A 20868-nucleotide genomic window follows, 5' to 3' on the forward strand; every position below is an offset into this window, starting at 1 on the left:
AAGATCAACGCACTCTAAAAACGGAAGAGCCACTTTCTGGGAGTTTTCTTGATTTTCCCTCTCTCGAACGCCCCATTAAGATAAATAGAGTGCCTTCGTCGGCACCACCAACGCCGTCGAAGCCCCTTAATAGTTCAAATAAAGACGGCTCATACAAGCCACAACTTAATTCACGCAACAGGCTCCACCCAGCCCGTGACAATTCACAATTTCACATTAAAGTGTCAGTTTTCGGCATCGTGGCCTGTCATCTACATGGGCACACGAACTGCAATTGCGCTGCTGTAACGGGCGTTTGCGCTACCGCAGCACCAGCAACAACGGCGTCGCCACAGCAGCATGCAGCATCGCCCTTGACCTTATGGGCGACACTAATTTAGAAAGAACACAATTCTCATGACCAAGTCGAGCGGAGTGGAGTCCCCGAAGTCTTTCGCTTCCATAATCGTTGTTACAGCGCTCATGCTGTTTTCGATGTTCTTCGGCGCGGGCAACCTCATCTTCCCGCCGAAGCTCGGAGTGGATTCCGGTACCAACTTTGGCCCCTCAATCACCGGCTTCCTGCTCACCGGTGTGGCGTTGCCAGTTCTGGCCATCATTGCGATCGCCATTTCAGGCAGCAATTTACGTGACCTAGCGTTCCGCGCGGGCCGCATCTTTTCCCTGGGCTTCCCGGTAATCGCATACCTTTCCATCGGTGCTTTCTACGCTCTGCCGCGTACCGGTGCCGTGTCGTACGAAACCGGTGTCCAGCCGATTTTCGGCAGTGATTCGCTGGCCGCCGCTGCGTCCTTCTACTTTGTTTTCTTCGGTATCGCGTTGGCATTGGCGTGGAATCCGAATGAAATTGTGTCCAAACTGGGCAAGATTCTCACCCCGGCTCTGCTGATTCTCTTGGTTGTATTGGTTGGAATGTCGGCATTCAAATTCGATGCCGCTCCGGCTGCGCCAATTGAAAAGTACTCCTCTACCCCATTTGCCTCCGGCCTAGTCGAGGGCTACCTCACCATGGACTCCATCGCCGGCCTTGCATTCGGCATCATTGTCATTTCTGCCCTCAGCGTCAGCGGTGTCCCAGAGGGCAAGCGTATGGTTCGCGGCACAATGATCTCAGGCCTGTTCGCCGGCATTTTGCTGGCCATCATCTACTTGGGATTGGGCTATGTCGGCCAGGTGCTGCCGAATGCTGCCTCCTTCGATAACGGCTCGGGCATCCTCGCAGAGGCTTCCAAACAGGCCATGGGTCAGGGCGGTCAGATTGTCTTCGGTCTCATCGTTCTGCTGGCATGCATGACCACGGCCGTCGGTCTGATTGCCGCAACCAGTGAGTTCTTCAATCTGCTGCTTCCGGGTATCAGTTACAAGGCCTGGGCGATTGTCTTCACGGTTATGTCCTTCGTAATGGCAACACAGGGGCTGTCTCAGGTACTGGCGATTGCCGCGCCGATTATCACCTTTATTTACCCGCCGGCAATCACGCTGATTGCACTGACACTTCTCGACCCAGTCATTTCCTACTCCTTCAAGCTGTATTACACCTACCGCCTGGGCGTCTGGGTTGCCACCATCTGGTCGGGTATCTCAGTACTCTCCGGTTTGGGTGTCGGTGGTTCTGCTTTGGCGGACTTCCTTAGTCTCGTGCCTGGTCAGACCATCGAGTTCGGATGGTTCCTGCCGACTCTGGCAGCGGTGGTGATTGGTTACGCAATTGACGTCGTCACGCGAAAGCAGCGCGCAAATCGCCCGGCGAGTGTGCTTGCCGACGAGGCCGTTACAGAAGAGGTAGCCGAAAAGGCGTAAAACCACACCCGGTCATTTGCGTTGCTTAACGTAAATACCGCACGCTAGAGAAGTAAATTCCATCCGAACAAGGATTGACTATGAGTACCCGAATGCGTTTTACGCAAACGCTCCTATTCCGCGTTATTGTCGCGATTATTCTGGGCATTGTCTGCAGCTTTTTCTTCCCGGAATGGCTGGCTCGAATTTTTGTCACTTTCAATGGCCTCTTTGGTAACTTTCTGGGCTTCTTTATCCCGGTGCTGATTTTTGCCCTCATCACGCCGGCGATTGCCAGCCTGGGCCGTGGTGCCGGAAAGTGGTTGGGTATTACCACTGCTATTGCCTACGGCTCGACGGTGTTTTCGGGCCTATTGGCCTACGCCGCTACCCAGGGGCTCTACCCTTGGCTGCTCGGCGCTGATCAGGCCGGTGCATCGGTGGATATTGATGAGGGCGCGCTGGAGAGCTTCTTCAATGTAGAGATGCCACCGCCGTTTGACGTCATGACCGCCCTGCTGCTGGCTTTCACGGTCGGTGTGGCGATGACCACCGTGAAGTCGGACTCGCTCTACCGCGGTGCGACACAGCTGCGCGATGTGATTATGAAGATCATCTCGGCGTTTATCATCCCGCTGCTGCCGGTTTACATCTTCGGCATGTTCCTGTCTATGGGCATGAACGGCAACCTGACCACGACGCTGTCGATGTTCTTCAAGGTGCTCGTTCTGGCAGTCATCGGCACCGTGCTTCTGTTGGCAATCCAGTTCTCCATCGCGGGTGCCATCGCTGGCCGCAGCCCGTGGCAATCCCTGAAGAACATGCTGCCGGCCTACGCCACCGCGCTCGGCACCTCGTCCTCGGCCGCTACCATTCCGGTGACTTACAAGGCCGCGCTGAAGAATGGTGTCTCGGAGAAGGTCGCTGGCTTTACCGTGCCGCTGTGCGCGACCATTCACCTGGCCGGTTCGATGATGAAGATCATCCTGTTCGCGTTTGCGGTGATGTTCATGGCGGACAAGCCGGTTTCGCCGGGTATGGCCATCGGCTTCATTCTCACTTTGGGTATCACCATGATTGCGGCTCCGGGCGTTCCGGGTGGCGCAATTATGGCCGCGGTCGGTGTGCTGCAGTCCATGCTCGGCTTCGATCAGGAGCAGGTCGCTTTGATGATTGCCGCCTACATCGCCATCGACTCCTTCGGTACCGCATGCAATGTCACTGGTGACGGCGCAATTGCCATGATCGTTAACCGCTTCGCCAAGGATGATGTCGTCGACCGTTCCGAAGAGCTCAGCTTCGACGCGGAAGTGGCCAATTCCGCATCTTCCGCAGCCGAGGCCTGACTGGCTTCAGTGCATATGTAAAAATTAAAGAAAACATCCACCGGTCAACCCCGCCGCAATCTTTCACAAGGCCTTCTTATAGGCCGATGCGGCGGGTGTTGGCATACATGTAAGGGGCCCGCCTTGGACTTCATTTCGACTCGCGACCCAGAGCGCACGCCGCACAAGTTCTCAGACATTCTCCTGGGAGGTCTCGCTAACGACGGCGGCCTCTACCTGCCGGTCGAGTACCCACAGGTTGACGATGCCACTTTGACGCGTTGGCGCTCCGTGCTTGTCGACGACGGTTACGCAGCCTTGGCTGCAGAGGTCGTCAGCCTTTTTGTGGACGACATTCCGCTGGAGGATTTGCGCGGTATCTGTGCACGGGCGTACACCTACCCGAAGTTCTCCGATCCGGATATTGTGCCGGTGACGAAGCTGGAAGATCAGCTCTACATCGGTCACTTGTCCATGGGCCCCACAGCGGCATTCAAGGATATGGCGATGCAGCTGCTCGGTGAGTTCTTCGAGTATGAGCTGGCTCGTCGTGGCGAGACCCTGAATATCCTCGGCGCCACCTCTGGTGACACGGGTTCCTCGGCCGAGTACGCAATGCGTGGCCGTGAGGGAATCAACGTGTTCATGCTAACGCCGGCTGGTCGAATGACCGCTTTCCAGCAGGCTCAGATGTTTGGTCTGCAGGATGCCAACATTCACAACGTCGCCCTCGACGGTGTCTTCGATGATTGCCAGGACATCGTTAAGGCTGTCTCCGGCGACTTGGATTACAAGGCCAGCCGCCACATTGGCGCAGTCAACTCCATCAACTGGGCTCGCCTGATGGCTCAGATTGTGTACTACGTCTCCTCGTGGATTCGTGTCACTGGCGGCAACGGTGCTGAGGCCGATAACTCGCAGAAGGTCAGCTTCAGTGTGCCGACCGGCAACTTCGGTGATATCTGCGCTGGTCATATTGCACGTCAGATGGGTGTGCCAATTGACCGCCTGATTGTGGCTACCAATGAAAACGATGTCTTGGATGAGTTCTTCCACACGGGCGGCTACCGCGTGCGCAGCGCTGCGGAGACACAGGCGACCTCTTCCCCATCGATGGATATCTCCCGCGCGTCTAACTTCGAGCGTTTCATCTTCGATCTGCTGGGGCGCGATGCTGAGCGGACTGCAGACCTCTTTGGTGTCAAGGTCAAGGAGGGCGGCTTCTCTCTTACTGCTGATCCAATCTTCCCGGAGGCTTCTGCCAAGTACGGGTTCCTCTCCGGTCGTTCCACCCACGCTGACCGCGTCGAGACCATCAAGGACTGCTGGGAGCGCCTGGAGGTCATGGTCGATCCGCACACCGCTGACGGCATCCACGTCGCCCGCGGCCTGGTAGACCAGGTATCCACCCCAATTGTCTGCCTGGAGACCGCCCTGCCGGTGAAATTCTCCGAGACCATCCTGGAAGCCACCGGCCGCGAGCCGGACTGTCCGGAGCGTTTCGCGGACATCATAAATGCCCCACGCCGCGTTACCGAGCTTCCGAACGATGTCGATGTGGTGAAGAAATTCATCGACGACAACGTGGCTTAAAGCCGATCTAGCTCAACGCCCCCCCATCCGCGCAGCAGCGATGTGGAATAGTGCCCTCTTTTTTAAGGGCAAACGGCATTATCTTGGGCTATAGGGCTGTTATTACCCCCGTGGTTACCTCACAATTGTTCACATGAGTTTCACTCGAGTTAATAGCCGTCCTATGCCCCACGCGCCCGCGTCTTCCCCGCGGGAAGGTTCCCAAAAGACCACAACGGTCTCGCGGGCGCTGGCCGACACACTGGCCCAGCACTGCGACCACTGCTTCGGTCTCATCGGCAATGCGAACTCCCACTTCACGTCAGCCCTTACTGAATCGGGATTCGGCTACTCCTCCGTCCGACACGAATCGGCTGCTGTCGGGGCCGCCGATGCCTTCCACCGCGCAGGCGGAGGGCTTGCTATCGCGACCGCCACTTGTGGCGCAGGATTCACCAATGCGCTAACCACTCTGGCGGAGGCTCGCGTAGCCCGTATCCCGCTTATTTTTGTCGTCGGCACGCACCCGGAACGCCCCCGCCCCTTTGACCTCAATCAGGCGGCGCTCCTCGACGCCCTCGACGTCTGCCATCGCACTGTTACTCCCGAGTCCGCGCTTGACGACGCAAACTTTGCAGTCCAGCACGCACTGAGCTCTCGGCAGCCTGTCGTGCTGCTGCTCCCCTATGACCTCCAAGAAGCACAGATAACGACATCTGCGTCTGAAACACAGTCAGCTAACCAGGAGCATCTACACACCAGCAGACCAGAATGGTTAGAGTCAACTGTCACGTCGCTGGCAGAGGAACTGCAGGCTGCCCGTCGCCCTCTCATTATTGCTGGTAGAGGTGTGCTACTCTCCGATACCGCCGAGCTAGTCCGCCGCATCGGGGACAGTGTAGGGGCACTGTTTATGCACTCAGCGATGGCTCGTCATGTGCTTTCCAGCCCGTGGCAGATCGGCACCGTGGGCGGTTTTGCGCATACGTGGCAGGTAGAACTAGCTCGACAGGCCGATATGGTGCTGTTCCTGGGAGCAAGCTTCAACGCTTTCCAAAACCGTGGCGGCAACATGTTTGCACCGGACGCGAAAATTATCCAGGTTGTAGACGAGCCCCATCCCGCCGCTCAGCCATCGGTGACACCGCTATTGGCTAAGTTGGAGGAACTTCTGCCCGTCCTGGCAGAGCAGCTGGAGAAGCCCCTGGAATCTCGGGCGCAGACAGCCAAAGATAGCGCAATGGGTGAGACGCTGGGATCGTCGTCAAGCACATGGCGTGCGGAGTTGAAGGCACTGCCGACGACAGCGCAGGTCGAGTCGCTGACGTGCGCGGATGGCCGGTTGGATCCGCGGGCGTGCCTGCAGTATCTAAATCGTATCCTGCCCAATGAGCGCGCTGTGTGTAGTGACGGTGGCCATTTCCTGGGATGGGTTCCGAAGTATCTCGATGTACCTGGTCCGCAGCAGCAAGTGATTGTGGGCACGGCGATTCAGTCAATTGGTTTGGGCATGGGCTCGCTTGTCGGCCTCGCGGCGGCACGGCCCGAGGACTATTGCGTGCTAGTCGCCGGTGACGGTGGCGGCACGATGGGTATTGCGGATTTACCTGCGGCGATCGAGCAGCTGCGGTGTGGTCGTGGCGGTTGTGTGGTGTTCATTAACGATGCTGCCTACGGCGCGGAGCTGCACCAGTTTGGCGATGTCGGGTTGGACACCTCGTCCATGGAGATTGCCGACTACAACTTCGCCGCAGTCGGGTGCGCCTATGGCGCTCACGGTTTCAGTGTCGGCAAACCTGAAGACTTTGCCCAGCTCGACGCTTATTTCCATGACGTTTCCAACTCCGATGAGGCTTCCGTTGCCGTAATTGATTTCAAGGTCTCACGGCTGGTGGTTGCGGACTTCGTGAAGGAAGTTCTGGCTAAGGCACAAAGGTAGTTTGCCGCGAGCATGATCGGGTCACCTAGCCCCCCGGTGCGACCCCACTTCAGGCCGGTTAGTTGATGGGGTCTACAATGTGGCGAGTGGTAAAGCAGCGTAACGGTAAAGATCAGATTTCATCAACAGATCAGCCCTCCACCGCGGTGGCAAAGGACCCGCGCGAGCACGTCACTGGCCGCGCGATTGCCGTCTGGCTGGCGGCGCTGATTACCTACATCGTTGCCATCGTCGGCCGCACCTCCATGGGTGTCGCTGGCGTCGAGGCGCTCGATCGCTTCCATATCAACGCCTCCCAACTCGCGCTGTTCACCGCCGTGCAGGTTGGTGTCTACGCCCTGGCGCAGATTCCGACGGGCATCATCATTGACCGCGTCGGCGCCAAGAAAACCATGGTCGTGGGCGCACTGATCATGGCGCTGGGCCAGGTCATCATCGCGTTTACGACATCGTATCCGCTGGCTGTCATCGCTCGTGTATTCATCGGCGCCGGCGATGCCACCGCATTCCTCGGTGCTATGCGCCTGCTTCCCGCATGGTTCCCGCTGCGCGTCACTCCGCTGTTCACACAGCTCACGGCTGGTCTTGGCCAGCTCGGTCAGTTCATCTCTGCTGTCCCATTCCTCGCGATTCTGCACGCCGCAGGGTGGGTACCCGCGTTCCTGTCGCTGAGCACCGCAGGTCTTCTCATCGCCATCGTAGGCATGATCGCGCTTGCCGACGTCCCGGAGAACTCCTCCACAGCGAGGATGTCACTTCGTGAACGCCGCGCCGCCAAAAAGTCCGCGAAGACGGCTGCTGATGGCGGAGCCTCTGCCACAGCCGATGAGAAGCTGACAATCGGACAGACGCTGAAGACTGTGACCACTCACCCGGTGTGCTGGCAGGGTTTCTTCACGCACTGGACTGGTTTGATGCATCAGTGCATCTTCACATTGCTGTGGGGCATGCCTCTGATGATGCTGGGTATGGGGCTTAAGCCCTCCGAGGCCAGTGTCGTGCTGGTCATTAACACGCTGTCAGTAATTATCGCCGGGCCGTTGATGGGCATGGTATCGGCACGCACCGGCCGCGACCGCATCAAGGTTGTTGTCGCAATCGCGTTTATCAACATGGCCGTCTGGATTGTGTTCCTGGCACCGAGCACCCCACCAGCGTACTGGGCAATTATCGTGGTCAACATCCTCATGGCCGGTCTTGGTGCGATGTCCAACTTCGGCTTCGACTCAGTGCGCGAAGAGGTCGATCGCAAGGTACTCGCCACCGGCACTGGGCTGGCGAATATGGGCGGTTTTGTGGCCACCATGCTCGCCGCACAAGGTGTCGGCTTCCTGCTGGATATTGCAGCTCCCGATGGAAACTACACCTGGGAAACCTTCCGCATTGGCTGGTTGGCTGTCGTCGGTGTGTGGGCGATTGGTTTCGTTGGCCTGCTGGTCGCAAAGCGTGCGGCGGCACGCTTTGTCGCCCAGCAGAGCCGTTTTGAGCTGGAACCTACGGAGTAGGAACTACAGGAAGCCGAGAGACAGATTGGTTAGAACAGCGAAAGCTGCTCTGGCCCTTCCAGCCCCTCCGAGTCGTCCGAGTCCTCCGAGTCGTCCGCTTGCTCAGAGGTGTCTGCGTGGTCGCTATCCGCCGTGCGTTCGCTGCCATCGGTCTGAGCACCATGGGAAACGCGCTCACCGGTGTCAGTTTCGGGGGCTGCGTTCTCCGGGGCGTCGTCAAGCGAAGGCGTTGGTTCTACGGCCTCACGCTCATACATTTCCTGCAACTTCTCGGTCTTAGTAATGCGGACTAGCTCGGCGTAGATGACCAGCTTCATAGAACTATTGACCAGTGGCCCCAGCTGGGAAAACAGGACATCAACGTCACCGTCAACCGCGAGGCATGCGCGACGCAGGCTCTCCTCGGAAATAATCCAGCGGGAGGTTTCCGCGCAGGTTTCGCGGTCACCGATGAAGTCCAGCGCGAGGGCAACCTGATTACTGGCGACGCCATCCAGTGTGGCAGCCAGACGCTCGTTAGGCGCTGCATCCTTGAACAGGCGGGCAATCTGGACTGCCTCCGCCGTCGGCACCTGGCCAGCGGCATACTCAGCGATAAGTTCAGCGATACGCTGAGCTCCGACATGCTGATCAGTCAGCCAAATGTCGTGCAAGGCATACATGATGGCCATGGCCTGCCACGAGGCGTGCCCATGGTAGAGAATGCCCAAGATGCCGGCCTGCTCCAGCAGCCAACCGACCATCGCGTCCCCATCAGCGCCGTTGCGAGCGCAGAGGTTGTCGACATTCCAAGCCATATGCCCTTCGACGCAGCAGCCATAGAACTTCTGGTCTTCCTCCAGCTGCGCGGCCAGCGACACTACTTCACGTGCGGCAAACGGGTAGCCGTAAGCAAGGGTGGCATGCGACAAATCATCGACACCCACCGTCACCCACGGAAACTCACCGTGCCACGGACCGCGACCAACGAGGAAGCCCGCCACGAGATACGCCCAACGGGTCGAGGCATCGGCGTTGTACCAGTACTGCAGTGCACGCGGAGTCGGATGCCCGCTGTCAGCGTGAATTAGTCCCGCGTTGACCAGCATCTCCACAATCCAGGGCGCCGCGAAACCGCTCGCGCCTATTGATGCTGCAAAGTCCTGAATCCACAGCAGGCTCGATTCCTCATACATGTGCAACGGGTCCTTCAGGCGCCCGTCGCCGCTGCCCGCAGCATCCATAAACGCCGAAGCAAACGCCACCGCAGCCACAGAAGCTTCGGTCAACTCCTTTGACTCCAGCGTTGCCGGGAAAGACTCCGTCGGATGCGGCTTACGAATCGACCACATGTCGCCCTTGAGCGCCAACGCTACTGCGCCCACCAGACGGGCAACCTCTGTCGGCCCGTTGTGTGCTTCCGCCTCTTGCTCGAATACCGGCATCGCCGGTTCTTCAACCACAGTCAGCAGCAGACGCTCTTCGGCCCATCGCACCGCGTCGGCACGCAGTTCGGACCACATGTAGGAGGGCAAGTATTTCTCGTCGGTTGCCATCCAACGCAGCTCATTGCGAATATCCACCGGCGCTGTCATCACCAGCGCCCGCACCTTCACCGGATCGCAGAGGAAGCCTGCAACTTGCTCCACCTGGCGAGCCTGCAAATTGCGCACCGTCAAATCGCTGGCGTTCAGAGCTCGCGGTGCGCCCTCTCCGCGCGCGCTATCCGGCTCCAGCCCCATGCGCTCCATACGACGACTCAGCACATCCGCTGGCATATTCGCCACCAAGTCGGCGACGCGGAAGTTGAGGCTCGGTTCCGCCGGGAACACCTCCGAAATATGTGGCGGCACATGCCACACGCCCGCCGGTTCCTCCCACACGAGCCCCTGGCGCTGGCCACGGCGTAGCACATGCTCAAGCTGTTGCTTGCCGACGCGACGACGTTTGCGGTCAACACCCTTCGGCGTATCGTGTGCCATCACGTCCGCATCCGATGCCCAATAGGCCACTTCTGCGAGGGTATCCAGCGATGCGGAATCCTCCAGAATATGAACTAAGTGAGCCACATCGAGAACATCGGGATCACAAAAAGACAGCGCCGTATGCGCTGAATCCTGTGACATCAGCAATTCCACCGCCTCTTGTCCAGCAGCTGAGGTGTCAGCTGCTGGACACGTGCGGCTCAATAAAAAACGCAGGTCAGTGCCATCGAGGTTGAGAATGAAATCCTCATACCTAGGGCGTACCGAGTAATCGACGTTGCGTTCCATAGCCCACCATTATGCCCGGTCGCCGTGCTAAGACAAAGGCTGCACCCCGCTGCCGCATAATGAGCCTCGCAGCAAGGTTCGGCAGACCTCTGCCCGGGCTACTCGTGGTCGGGGTTCTCCTCACCCCAAAACACGCGATTGACGACACGGCTGGAGTGGCGAGTCAGACGCAAATAGTGCTCAATAAAACCGTTGGAATCCGATGCATCCCATCCTGCAGCACCTGCGACCTGAGTCAGCTGACGCCCCGGCTGTGGCAGCTGGTCCGTGCGCTTACCACGCGTGAGCACCAGCGCATTACGAGCATTCGTCGCCATCAGCCAGGCATCCCGAAGTGCGTCGGTATCCTCCGCATCTAGAATCTCGCGATTTTTCAGCACTTCCAGACACTCCAGCGTCGAAGTGTTGTGCAACTCCGGCACTTCATGGGCATGCAGCATGATTAGCAGCTGCACAGTCCATTCAATATCGGTCAGTGCGCCGGAACCGAGTTTGGTGTGGGTACGCCGATCAGCGCCGCGCGGCAGTCGCTCCGAATCAACACGCGCCTTCATACGACGGACATCGCGGACCATCTTGGCATCAGCTCCGCCCTGTGGGTACCTCAGCGAATCGATGGCCTTGAGGAAGCGGGTGCCGAGGTCTTTATCGCCGGCAATCCAGGTAGCACGTAGCAGTGCCTGAATCTCCCAGGTTTCACCCCAGCGCTCGTAGTAGGTCACATAGGAATCCAGGGTCCTGACAATCGGGCCCGAGCGTCCTTCTGGACGCAGGTCCACATCGACCTCCAGTGGCGGGTCCTGGCTTGGCTTTGCCAGTCGACGACGCAACGAGTCACAAATCCTGGTTGCCCACTTGACTACCTCGGAATCGTCGACAAGCGGCGTTCCTTCGGTGTCCTTGCGAGGTTCACAGATAAACATCACGTCGGCATCGGAGCCGTAGCCCAGTTCAGCACCGCCAAGTCGCCCCATACCAATCACGGAGATAACGCCCGGAACCTCCGAGTCAGGATGCTCCAGCGACCACGCACGGATTTCGGCGGCGAGGGCAGCTTCGAGCACGTTGTCCCACACCATCGACAGAGAGTGACAGACCTCTTGCACATCCATCAGCCCGAAGAGATCCGCGGAGGCAATGCGCGCGAGCTCTGCACGGCGCAACGCACGTGCCACACCAATGGCCTTAGCTGGACTGTTGTGACGGGCAGCCGCTGCGACCAGCGCACGCCCGACTGCATCGGAGTCGGTATTCAGTAGCTTCGGCCCGGACGCACCGTCGCCGAACCGTTTAATTACGTCCGGCGCACTCATAATCAAATCAGACGCGTAGGGCGAAGAACCGAGCACGCGCATCAGCCGCTGACCGACGATGCCCTCATCGCGCAGCGTTCGCAGAAACCAGGTTTCGTCGTGGAGCTTCTCAGAGAGCTTGCGATAATTGAGCAGACCCGCGTCGGGATCTGGCGTCGAAGATAGCCACTCCATCAGCGTAGGTAGGAGCATCGCCTGAATACGCGATTTGCGCGAGGTGCCTGCCGCCAGCGCAGAAAGATGCTCGTAGGCGCGATCCGGGTACTGATAGCCCAGCGCGGCCAGCTGGCGCTTTGCCGCATCGGCCGATAGCTGCAGGGTTCCAATGTCCTGCTCCACCACGGAGTTCAGCAGTGGACGGTAGAAAAGCTTGTTGTGCAGGGAGCGGATCTGCGAGCTGGCCAGTCGAACCTGCTTGGCCAGCGGTTTGCTGGCATCGGTGCCGCCCTCACCGACGAGGCCAGAGGCTCGACCGAGCCACTGAAGAGCTTCGGTGTCGTCCTCGGCGGGCAACAAATGCGTCCGTCGCATCTTCTGCAGCTGCAGGCGGTGCTCCAGCAGACGGATGAATTCGTAGGCGTTAATCAGCGCGGCACCGTCTTCGCGACCGATGTAGCCAGCCTCGACAAGTGCATCGAGTGCCATCACAGTTGGCAGCACGCGGAGGCTACCGTCATAGCGACCGTGGACCAACTGCAGCAGCTGCACCGCGAACTCGACATCACGCAGACCACCGCGTCCAAGCTTGAGCTCTCGGTAGCGAAGCTCTTCGGGGACGTTTTGTACCACGCGGGCGCGCATGCGTTGAACGTCGTCGACGAAAGAGTCTCGCTGAGAGGCGGTCCACACCATCGGGGCTAGAGCATCGATGTATTCGCGGCCCAGCTCGACATCGCCTGTCATCGGCCGCGCCTTCAATAACGCTTGGAACTCCCAGGTTTCAGCCCAGCGCTTGTAGTAAGCGACGTGGGAATCCACGGTGCGTACGAGTGCACCCGACTTGCCCTCCGGGCGGAGATTCGCGTCGACCTCAAAGAAGCAGTGGCAAGAAATCCGGATAAATTCGCTGGCTAGACGAGTAGCTCGGGCATCCGCCGGCTCTGCGACGAAAATGACATCCACATCGGAGATGTAGTTCAGCTCTTCCGCACCACACTTACCCATGGCGATTACGGCCAGGCGTGTTGAGACCGGTGCGGAAGGAAAGACCTGTTGAACAGCCACAGACAGTGCAGCCGTCAACGCTGCATCCGCCAAGTCACTGAGTGCCTCCGAGACCTGACGGAATGGGACTTGTGGCTGTCCAGGGCGGCGGGGACCCCGTGGGTACGTACCAGCCAAGTCGTGGCACGCAATACGCATAATCAAGTCGCGGTAGGCGCACTGCATCGCAACTTCGGCCTCACGGCCGGTGAGCTTCGCACGGTACAAACCGGGGCCTTCAAGCGTGGCGGGCGCAACGACCGGCTTGCGGTACTCCGGTTCCTCCTGCTTTTCCAGACTGGCCTCATCAGTGAGTTCGATGACCTCGGGCACAGCCCCAACGCTGGAGAGCATCTCGCGGAACATGTCTGCCTCAGTGGGAAGCTCAGCTTGGAGCAGAATCCACTTTTCTGGGTGCGCAACCAGGTGATCGCCCAGTGCACTCGATCCCCCGAGCAGCGCAAACATACGCGTACGCAGCGGAACCTGCTCACGCATGGCCTCATCGAGGCCAGACCAGGTGGCCCAGTTCTCCAGCTTTCCATCCTGCTCCAGCTCGTCGAGAGCGCCTTTGAGCCGCACTAGTGCCACGAGCGCCAGCTTGGGGTCGCTGGCTCCGGCAAGCCCCCACAACAGCTGTAGGGACTCCTCGTTGTACCACCCCAAATCTTCCAGGTCAGCGCGCGTCCGATCGTCGTTACGCAAGCCCAGCGCTGCGGGCCGCGGCACTGACTGGCGGGATGTGCGAGGTCGATTCATCACCATTGAAACTGGTCACCCAAAAACTAAAGACGAAAAAGGTAGGTAGCGGTTCGGGAAAATTAGTAATCCAGGGTTGTGCGCAGCTCCCACTGCGTCACCTGACGCTGGAACTCGCGCCACTCGCGCCACTTATTGAGTAGGAAGAACTCGTAGACATGGTCACCGAGAGCATCGGCCACCAAATCGGAGCGTTCCATCTCCTGCAGCGCCACCTCCAGGGACGTCGGCAAATCGCGGTAGCCCATCGCACGGCGTTCCCGCTTGGTCAGCTCCGAGATGTTGTCCTCTGCCTGCTCCGGCAGCTGGTAGCCCTCCTTAATTCCCTTCAAACCGGCGGCCAAAATTACCGAGTACGCAAGATATGGGTTACATGCGGAGTCCAGGGAACGAATTTCCACCCGGCGCGAGTGCGCCTTGCCCGGCGAGTACATGGGAACACGCACAAGAGCCGAGCGGTTGGCCATGCCCCAGGTCGCAGACGTCGGAGCTTCATCACCAAAGACCGTGCGCTTGTAGGAGTTGACCCACTGATTGGTCACAGCGGAGATTTCGCTGGCATGAGTCAGAATGCCAGCAATGAAGCCCTTTGCGGTGTCGGAGAGCTGATTTTCATCATCCGGATCGTGGAATGCATTTGTGTCCCCTTCGAAGAGGGAAATATGCGTGTGCATGCCATTGCCCGGCAAGTCCTGAAAAGGTTTCGGCATGAATGTCGCCTGCACACCATTTTTCATTGCAATCTGCTTAATGATGTAGCGGAAAGACATCACGTTATCCGCCATAGTCAGCGGATCGGCGTAGCGCAGATCGATTTCCTGCTGGCCCGGCGCGTTTTCGTGATGGGAGAACTCCACGGGGATTCCCATGTCTTCCAACACCGTGATCGCTTCTTGGCGAAAGCGGGGAGCGCGGTCGTAGACCGCCTGGTCAAAGTAACCGCCATTGTCCGTTGGCACCGGCGGCTTTCCGTCAGTAGCCAGGCTCTCTACTAGGAAAAACTCAATCTCCGGGTGGATGAACGCGTGGAAGCCCTCGTCGGCAAGCGCCTTAATTTGGCGGCGCAGCACCTGGCGTGGATCTGCCCACGACGGCTGACCATCGGGCATGACAATGTCGCAGAACATGCGCGCGGACGTGATTGTGTCTTCTTTGTGCAGGCGTGGCATGACCTGGAACGTCGAAGGATCCGGTTGCGCAATGGTGTCAGCCTCGGAGACGCGGGAAAAGCCCTCTACCGCGGAGCCATCGAAACCGATGCCCTCTTCGAAGGACCCCTCAAGCTCAGCCGGAGCGACGGCAACGGACTTCAGATACCCCAAAATATCAGTAAACCAGAGGCGGATATAGCGGATATCTTGCTCTTCGATTGCGCGGAGGACGAATTCCTGCTGACTGTTCATACTTTCCAACGTTACCCAGGTGCCCGGATTCGCGGTACGCATTTTGACCATTCGGCGTGGCTAGCCAACTGCCCCACCCGCGTCATAACTGCTGCCCTCGTGGTCTCGGATTGCGTGTGACTATGGCATGCTCTATTGGCATGAGCGGAAAAAAGATTCGTCTGAATAATCTGGCCGAATGGAAGGCTGAGTCTCGCCCCTGGGCAATGCTGACTTGCTACGACTACTCCACCGCGCGCGCTTTTTCCGCCGCCGGTGTCGAGCTGCTACTGGTCGGCGACTCTGCAGCAAACGTCGTCTACGGCTACGACACCACCACCGAGATCACGCTGGAAGAAATGATTCCGCTTGCTCGCGGTGTCGTCCGAGGCGCTGGCAACGCACTTGTGGTTGCCGATTTACCCTTCGGCACTTACGAGGCCTCCGATGAGCAGGCCGTGCTGTCCGCCGCGAAGATGATGCGCGAAACCGGCGCACACATGATCAAGATCGAAGGTGGCGTGCGCATCGCTCCGCGCATCCGTGCGCTGGTCAACGCCGGCATTCCGGTTATGGCACACATCGGTTTCACTCCGCAGTCCGTCAACGCGCTGTCCGGCTTCAAGGTACAGGGACGCGGTGCGGGGGCGGAACAGCTGCGTGCCGACGCCCACGCGGTAGCCGATGCTGGTGCCTCGGCCGTGGTCCTGGAAATGGTGCCTGCAGATTTGGCCACTGAGATTACCCGTGATCTATCCATCCCAACCTGTGGCATTGGCGCTGGTAACCAGTGCGATGGCCAGGTTCTCGTCTGGCAAGATGCCTTTGCAGTTCCGGCCGATGGCCGCAGGCCGTCGTTTAGTTCGGTGTTCGAAGAGGTCGGCGAGATGCTGACCAAGGGAGCTAAGCAGTATGTCGACCAGGTGCACTCCCGCGAGTTCCCAACTGAGGCACAGAACTTCTCGGGTTAACCGCCCTGGGGTGAGCCGATTTTTTTGGACTGGGCTTTCGTCTAAAGGCCCCGCCCAGCCCCCGTCTACGTCTAAGGGCACCGCCCAGTCCAGGCAATCAAATACGAAAACCAGACATCCGTAACTTAAGGGTTCTTCGATTCGGGGGTAGAATTGGTGCTTATGGCATCTAAGTCTGGTTCTAAGTCCAAAACTCCAACTGCGGCGTTGGAGGTGGAATCTAAGTTCTCAGCTACCCCAGAGGTGGTAGCCCCATCGTTCGATTTCGTTCCACAGGTTGGCTCCACCACCACTGAGGTGCGAAATCTCTCCGCGATTTATCTGGACACGGCGGACCTGCGTCTGACCCGTTCCAAGCACACCCTGCGTCGCCGCACCGGCGGCCCCGATGAGGGTTGGCATCTGAAGGCGCCGGGCAACGGCGGTCGCCTCGAATATGGCGTTGACCTGGAAGAGGGCTCTGTTAACGGTGAAGGCCGCGACGCCGACTACGTCGTGCCCACCGAGTTGCTTGCCCCTGTCCGCGCAATTGTGCGCAATCACCCGCTGCAACCAATCGCGCAGGTAGACAATGAGCGCCACGTCACCACGGTGTTTGCCCTCGATGGCACTCCCATGGCGGAGTTCGCGGATGACCACGTCACGGCGACTTCCTTCCTCGACGGCGGAGAAACCACCACCTGGCGCGAGTGGGAGATTGAGCTTCTGGGGGATTGGGCAGATCACCCGGACGGCAAGGCTGTAATGGCAGCGATGTCCAAGGTCGCTGAGGTGGCTGGTGCCGTGCCGTCGGAAAGCCCGTCGAAGTTGGCGACGGCGTTGGGTGACTCCATCGATTCTGCTCCCCTGCCGCCGACTCCAGCGAAGCTGCCGAAGGGCACGCCGGGGCGCACCGTGGTCGATGCGCTGGCCGCTAACGTGGCCAAGATGGTCGAGTACGACCCGAAGGTACGCCGCGATGAATTTGACTCGGTGCATCAGATGCGCGTCGCCACTCGTGAGCTGCGCAGTCACATGCAGACCTTCCACGGCATTGTCGTGGGCGATAAGGTCGCTGAGCTGGAGAGCAACCTCAAGCAGCTGGCGGGTGTTCTCGGTGTGGCCCGTGACGCAGAGGTCGTTGCTATGCGCTGGGAGGAGCTGCTGGCCAATCGCGAAAGCGCCGCTTTAGGCGAGGAGCTGCGTGCGAATCTCGTCGAGGATGTCCAGAAGGACTACGACCGCGCTCATCAGCGAGTCATTTTCGCACTCAATTCCAGCGAGTACCTGCAACTTCTCGACGATCTCGATGAGTTCCTCGCCAACCCGCCAATCGCCGCAAACTCGGAAGAGGCCGAGGCTGGGGAAAAGAAGTCCAAGAAGAAGGATGATTCGCTTGTCGACGACGCGGAGGCCGCAGCCTCCGAGGATGCTTCGGCAGCTGACTCCGAGGTCGCGGCTGAGACTGATACTGCTGCTGCCGCCGATGCAGCTGCTTCCACGACCTCAGACAAGGCCGAGCCGGAGAAGGTAAAGGCACCGAAGGAACTCGACACCACTGCGGTGCTGCTCGATCACTTGCGCAGCGCGTTTTCGAAGTTCCGTCGTCGCCACAACCTGGTACTCGATGGCCGAGAGGATGCTGACCTTCCAGAGGCAGATTTGGACGAGCGCTACCACGATGTCCGCAAAGCTGCGAAGAAGCTCCGCTACAGCGCGGAAGCTGCTCAGAACGCGGACCTGTCGACCGAGAAGCTCTACGCTGCCTGCAAGAACCTGCAGTCGGTTCTCGGTGACTTCCAGGACACCTGTACTGCGCGTGACTTCGTGTTGGCTCGCGCTAAGCGTGCCTCCCGTGCGGGCAGGGACGCCTTCGGCTACGGCGTGCTTTACCAGATGGAGTACTACGACGGCCTGAAGGCCCTGGCTGAGTACGACGATGCCGTGGCAAAGGTTTTCAAGGCCTTCCGTAAGATGGAAAAGAAGATTAAGAAGGGCAAGAAGGCCTAAACGCGTAGAGCCTTATTTCTCAGCTACGCCCCAGTCATCATCTTCTTCATCCCAGTCGTCGGCCGCCTTGTTGCGCTCGGCGACTTTTTCCATGGCAGCGCGGGCTTCCTCTTCGGAATCATAAGGGCCCATTCGGTCGTCCCAACCGGTTTTCTTCCCCTGAAACACCGTGCCTGTCGATGGCTGGTAGTACCACTTACTGCTGTTGTCGCTCACGATTCTTCTCCTCTTCCACATCGAAAACATGTCGAGTTATCAAGCGGTTGTGCCACCGCTAACTCCGCCCATAAGCAAGCTTGCAGAAAGGCAATCCTTTGCCTGCCATGTGCGCTGCGGCGACATAAAATCCCAGTATATAGGTTTGTCACTGTCCCCCGAGCCGGGTATTATCGACGGAATTGTTCACCTTAGAACACAAGCGCTGAATCCGAGCGCTGAATACAAACACTGCACACAAGCACTATGAGTCCGATCTCTGGAGAGGTTTCACCCATGCCCGCCGCACCCGCTGTCGTAAACGACGTCTTCGATGCCGTCGGTTCTAATGCTTCAGTTGCATACGCCCCGGGTTCCATCAACCTGTTGGGTGAGGACTGCGCGTCCTCCGGCGGCATGCTCCTAACCACCGCCATTCCAGCTTATGCCGCGGTCGGTATTGAAGAGATCGACGAGCAGCAGCTCATTGTCGTGTACAAGCGCGAAACTACCAAGATGGATTTCCCGGACAGCGTCCCCGCCGCTTTTTCGCAGGTGCCGACCGCTGTCGCGGCTACCATCGTCGCATTGCAGCACTCGCTGCACCTCGTTCCGCGCAACAGCAATGGCCTGAAGGTCACCATTGCCTCCACTATCGCGCCAGGTCGCGGTTTTGGAGAGATTCCGGCAATTCAGTGTGCACTCGCGCTGGCTCTCAATGCGCGTTTTGGCGACCGTGATGATGTACCTACCCGCACGCGTATTGCCACCGCTATCCACGAGACCATGGTGCAGGTAAAGGGCCAGTCGTGGCCGCTGTACCCCTACACCACGGCACTGCGCAGCCGCCCGGACAGTCTACTGTGCATCAACCACTCCGACGAGGCAGTCACGCAGACGGCGTTGCCACAGTCGTTGGCGCTGACTATCGCTTACTCCCCGGATGTCACCGGCGGTTCGCCAGACGAAGAGCGCTACGAGTTCTTCCAGCAAGCCTGCGCTGCTTTCGGCGTGCCGACTCTCGCTAGCCTCCCCGACGCACAGGAGCGGGTCGCGGACTGGGTACGCGCTCGTCACGAGGTGCACCCGGACGACGAAAACATCCCCACCATCGGCCGCGCCATCCAGTGGCTTGACGATGCCGACGCATCCTCCGACCGCGCCCGCGCAGTCATCGGTCACATCCGGCACAGCGATATTCAAGCAGCCATCGCAGGGGTTTCGCGCGATGTCAGTGAGCGTGGCTCCGCGCCGTCGGCAAGCTCTGTACTGGGGCAGATTGCCGAGCTGACCGACACCATCGACTGTGAGAAGATTGCCCGTTGCGCGCCGTGCCCGGGCGCGTCGCTGGTGATGTGGTCCCACGTCGACGACGCCGATCGGATTGCCTCCGCGCTTAACGACGGCGGTTCCGAGACCATCCGCGTGGAGAACACTTCGGCCGGCGCGGTGGTCGAGTAAAAAAGCTTGTGTGAACGAGTCGGCCTATGAGCCGGATTCTGTCCCTCGGCGCTCCTTTCGGAAAGCGCCGGGTGGCGATCATCCATCTCGGTCTGCCATTGCTGACAGCCTGAAGCAGCACACCCGCGAGTATCGGACGGGCAGCCCTCAAACACTCGCGCACACGCACGACGAAGCATGCGCGATTTTGCCTTGCTCCTGGTGGGGTTTACCTAGCCGGTGCAATCACTTGCCCCGCTGGTGCGCTCTTACCGCACCTTTTCACCCTCACCGGATCTCCACAGCTTTACGTCAAAGACATCGGCTGTGCGCCCGGCGGTCTATTTTCTGTGGCACTATTCCCGCAGGTCACCCTGGGTTGCTGTTAGCAACCACCATGCCCAGTGGAGTCCGGACTTTCCTCGACAGCGGCCTGGACACACTCTGTAAAAGAGGCGTCCGGTTCCGTTAACTGCCGCGATCACCCGGCCAGCTCGCTCGAATGGTTAGTGTACCCGCCACAACCGCAATTCAAATAACCCGCCGTACCGGGCTGCTAACCACGCAGGTAGCTGGTGTCGTTAATCAGCCGCACTGATGTCGGCCCATCTGCGTAGAACTCCGCGATGGAGAGGCTGGCCAGGTCCAGGTGCAGGCGGGTGAAGATTTCAAAGCCACAGCCGAGCCCCTGGCGCAGCAACGACTTGATTGGCGTGACATGGCTGACTACCAGCACATCAGAGGCACCGAATTGTTGAGCGATGCGCTCACGCGCGGCGCCCACTCGGCTATCGACCGAGCGGAAATCCTCCCCCTCCGGCGGCGCCACGGTCGGGTCCGCGAGCCAAGAACTGTGCAGCTCAGGGGTGGAGTTGTGCGCCTCGGAGAAAGTCATGCCCTCCCACTGCCCGAAGTCGGTCTCCCGCAGGTCCTCGTCAACGTGGATATCCAGGCCGAGCGCATTTGCTGCCGCCTCTGCGGTCTGCTGTGCACGACGCTGTGGAGAGGCCACAATGGCAGAGAAATTCATGTTGCCGCTATCGACCAGCTCTACGAGGTGCCGTGCCGCCGCTGCCGCTTGCTGCCTGCCGACCTCCGTCAGGTCGGGGTTCGAACGACTTCCCGAGTACTCCCGGCGAATCGACATCGGCGACTGCCCATGGCGCAGCAGCACCAGCCGCGTGGGGTCCGTGGTCGCACCCGTCCAGCCCGGCGCGCTATCGCGCTTGTCTGCAGCCTGGCTC

General features: G+C 59.4%; 12 protein-coding genes, 1 other RNA gene and 1 pseudogene. 8 read left to right on the forward strand and 6 right to left on the reverse strand.

The window, feature by feature from the left end; all coding sequences use genetic code 11:
* Nucleotides 1-396: 396 nt before the first annotated feature.
* The 5 genes from brnQ to HMPREF2614_RS00185 all read left to right on the forward strand — a co-directional run bounded on the left by brnQ (nt 397) and on the right by HMPREF2614_RS00185 (nt 8120).
* Nucleotides 397-1800 carry a branched-chain amino acid transport system II carrier protein gene (gene brnQ / locus HMPREF2614_RS00165; protein WP_070559715.1) on the forward strand — a complete coding sequence of 468 codons (1404 nt, stop codon included), beginning with the start codon at nt 397-399 and terminating at the stop codon, nt 1798-1800.
* 80 nt (nt 1801-1880) lie between these two features.
* Nucleotides 1881-3125 (forward strand): dicarboxylate/amino acid:cation symporter, encoded by a 1245-nt coding sequence (locus HMPREF2614_RS00170; RefSeq protein WP_038625930.1) that lies wholly within the window; start codon nt 1881-1883, stop codon nt 3123-3125.
* A 123-nt stretch (nt 3126-3248) separates the two neighbouring features.
* Entirely contained in the window at nt 3249-4697 is a 1449-nt protein-coding gene (gene thrC / locus HMPREF2614_RS00175; RefSeq protein WP_038625932.1) for a threonine synthase, read from the forward strand.
* Between the two features lie 133 nt (nt 4698-4830).
* A complete protein-coding gene (locus HMPREF2614_RS00180) occupies nt 4831-6615 on the forward strand; it encodes a thiamine pyrophosphate-binding protein (protein WP_224786586.1) in 1785 nt (594 codons plus the stop codon).
* Between the two features lie 77 nt (nt 6616-6692).
* On the forward strand, nt 6693-8120 hold the full coding sequence (locus tag HMPREF2614_RS00185) for an MFS transporter (RefSeq protein WP_052155536.1): 1428 nt from the start codon (nt 6693-6695) through the stop codon (nt 8118-8120).
* Nucleotides 8121-8149: 29 nt separating this feature from the next.
* Here HMPREF2614_RS00185 and HMPREF2614_RS00190 read toward each other — a convergent pair whose 3' ends face one another.
* The 3 genes from HMPREF2614_RS00190 to HMPREF2614_RS00200 all read right to left on the reverse strand — a co-directional run bounded on the left by HMPREF2614_RS00190 (nt 8150) and on the right by HMPREF2614_RS00200 (nt 15050).
* Nucleotides 8150-10372, reverse strand: coding sequence for a hypothetical protein (locus HMPREF2614_RS00190; RefSeq protein ID WP_070559718.1), 2223 nt, complete (start codon nt 10370-10372; stop codon nt 8150-8152).
* Nucleotides 10373-10470: 98 nt separating this feature from the next.
* The gene (locus HMPREF2614_RS00195) at nt 10471-13653 is read right to left on the reverse strand and encodes a bifunctional [glutamine synthetase] adenylyltransferase/[glutamine synthetase]-adenylyl-L-tyrosine phosphorylase (protein WP_049181605.1); all 3183 of its coding nucleotides are present in this window, start codon (nt 13651-13653) and stop codon (nt 10471-10473) included.
* A 56-nt stretch (nt 13654-13709) separates the two neighbouring features.
* Nucleotides 13710-15050, reverse strand: a complete 1341-nt coding sequence (locus HMPREF2614_RS00200) for a glutamine synthetase family protein (RefSeq protein ID WP_038625946.1) — start codon at nt 15048-15050, stop codon at nt 13710-13712.
* 140 nt (nt 15051-15190) lie between these two features.
* Between HMPREF2614_RS00200 and panB the strand changes: the two genes are divergently transcribed.
* Nucleotides 15191-16000: a 3-methyl-2-oxobutanoate hydroxymethyltransferase gene (panB, locus tag HMPREF2614_RS00205; RefSeq protein ID WP_224786587.1), complete on the forward strand. Its 810-nt coding sequence runs from the start codon at nt 15191-15193 to the stop codon at nt 15998-16000.
* 162 nt (nt 16001-16162) lie between these two features.
* A complete protein-coding gene (locus HMPREF2614_RS00210; RefSeq protein WP_038625950.1) occupies nt 16163-17989 on the forward strand; it encodes a CYTH and CHAD domain-containing protein in 1827 nt (608 codons plus the stop codon).
* A gap of 12 nt (nt 17990-18001) precedes the next feature.
* Here HMPREF2614_RS00210 and HMPREF2614_RS00215 read toward each other — a convergent pair whose 3' ends face one another.
* Nucleotides 18002-18205, reverse strand: coding sequence for an SPOR domain-containing protein (locus tag HMPREF2614_RS00215; protein ID WP_016423068.1), 204 nt, complete (start codon nt 18203-18205; stop codon nt 18002-18004).
* Nucleotides 18206-18481: 276 nt separating this feature from the next.
* Here HMPREF2614_RS00215 and HMPREF2614_RS00220 point away from each other — a divergent pair, with 276 nt between their 5' ends.
* Nucleotides 18482-19645 (forward strand): galactokinase family protein, encoded by a 1164-nt coding sequence (locus HMPREF2614_RS00220; RefSeq protein ID WP_038625952.1) that lies wholly within the window; start codon nt 18482-18484, stop codon nt 19643-19645.
* An 11-nt stretch (nt 19646-19656) separates the two neighbouring features.
* Here HMPREF2614_RS00220 and rnpB read toward each other — a convergent pair.
* Nucleotides 19657-20121: RNase P RNA component class A (rnpB, locus tag HMPREF2614_RS00225), an RNA gene on the reverse strand.
* 59 nt (nt 20122-20180) lie between these two features.
* Nucleotides 20181-20846: pseudogene (locus HMPREF2614_RS00230) on the reverse strand (histidine phosphatase family protein); the annotation flags it as partial.
* Nucleotides 20847-20868: the final 22 nt, after the last annotated feature.

The sequence above is a fragment of the Corynebacterium sp. HMSC074C11 genome (genome assembly GCF_001809455.1).
Lineage (GTDB): Bacteria > Actinomycetota > Actinomycetes > Mycobacteriales > Mycobacteriaceae > Corynebacterium > Corynebacterium amycolatum.

Excerpts from the sequence above, each read along its gene's own strand:
- HMPREF2614_RS00190 (WP_070559718.1), bottom strand. The coding sequence starts at position 10,372 with ATGGAACGCAACGTCGATTACTCGGTACGCCCTAGGTATGAGGATTTC.
- HMPREF2614_RS00170 (WP_038625930.1), top strand. The coding sequence starts at position 1,881 with ATGAGTACCCGAATGCGTTTTACGCAAACGCTCCTATTCCGCGTTATT.
- panB (WP_224786587.1), top strand. The coding sequence starts at position 15,191 with ATGAGCGGAAAAAAGATTCGTCTGAATAATCTGGCCGAATGGAAGGCT.
- HMPREF2614_RS00180 (WP_224786586.1), top strand. The coding sequence starts at position 4,831 with ATGAGTTTCACTCGAGTTAATAGCCGTCCTATGCCCCACGCGCCCGCG.
- brnQ (WP_070559715.1), top strand. The coding sequence starts at position 397 with ATGACCAAGTCGAGCGGAGTGGAGTCCCCGAAGTCTTTCGCTTCCATA.
- HMPREF2614_RS00185 (WP_052155536.1), top strand. The coding sequence starts at position 6,693 with ATGTGGCGAGTGGTAAAGCAGCGTAACGGTAAAGATCAGATTTCATCA.
- HMPREF2614_RS00195 (WP_049181605.1), bottom strand. The coding sequence starts at position 13,653 with ATGGTGATGAATCGACCTCGCACATCCCGCCAGTCAGTGCCGCGGCCC.
- HMPREF2614_RS00210 (WP_038625950.1), top strand. The coding sequence starts at position 16,163 with ATGGCATCTAAGTCTGGTTCTAAGTCCAAAACTCCAACTGCGGCGTTG.
- HMPREF2614_RS00200 (WP_038625946.1), bottom strand. The coding sequence starts at position 15,050 with ATGAACAGTCAGCAGGAATTCGTCCTCCGCGCAATCGAAGAGCAAGAT.
- HMPREF2614_RS00220 (WP_038625952.1), top strand. The coding sequence starts at position 18,482 with ATGCCCGCCGCACCCGCTGTCGTAAACGACGTCTTCGATGCCGTCGGT.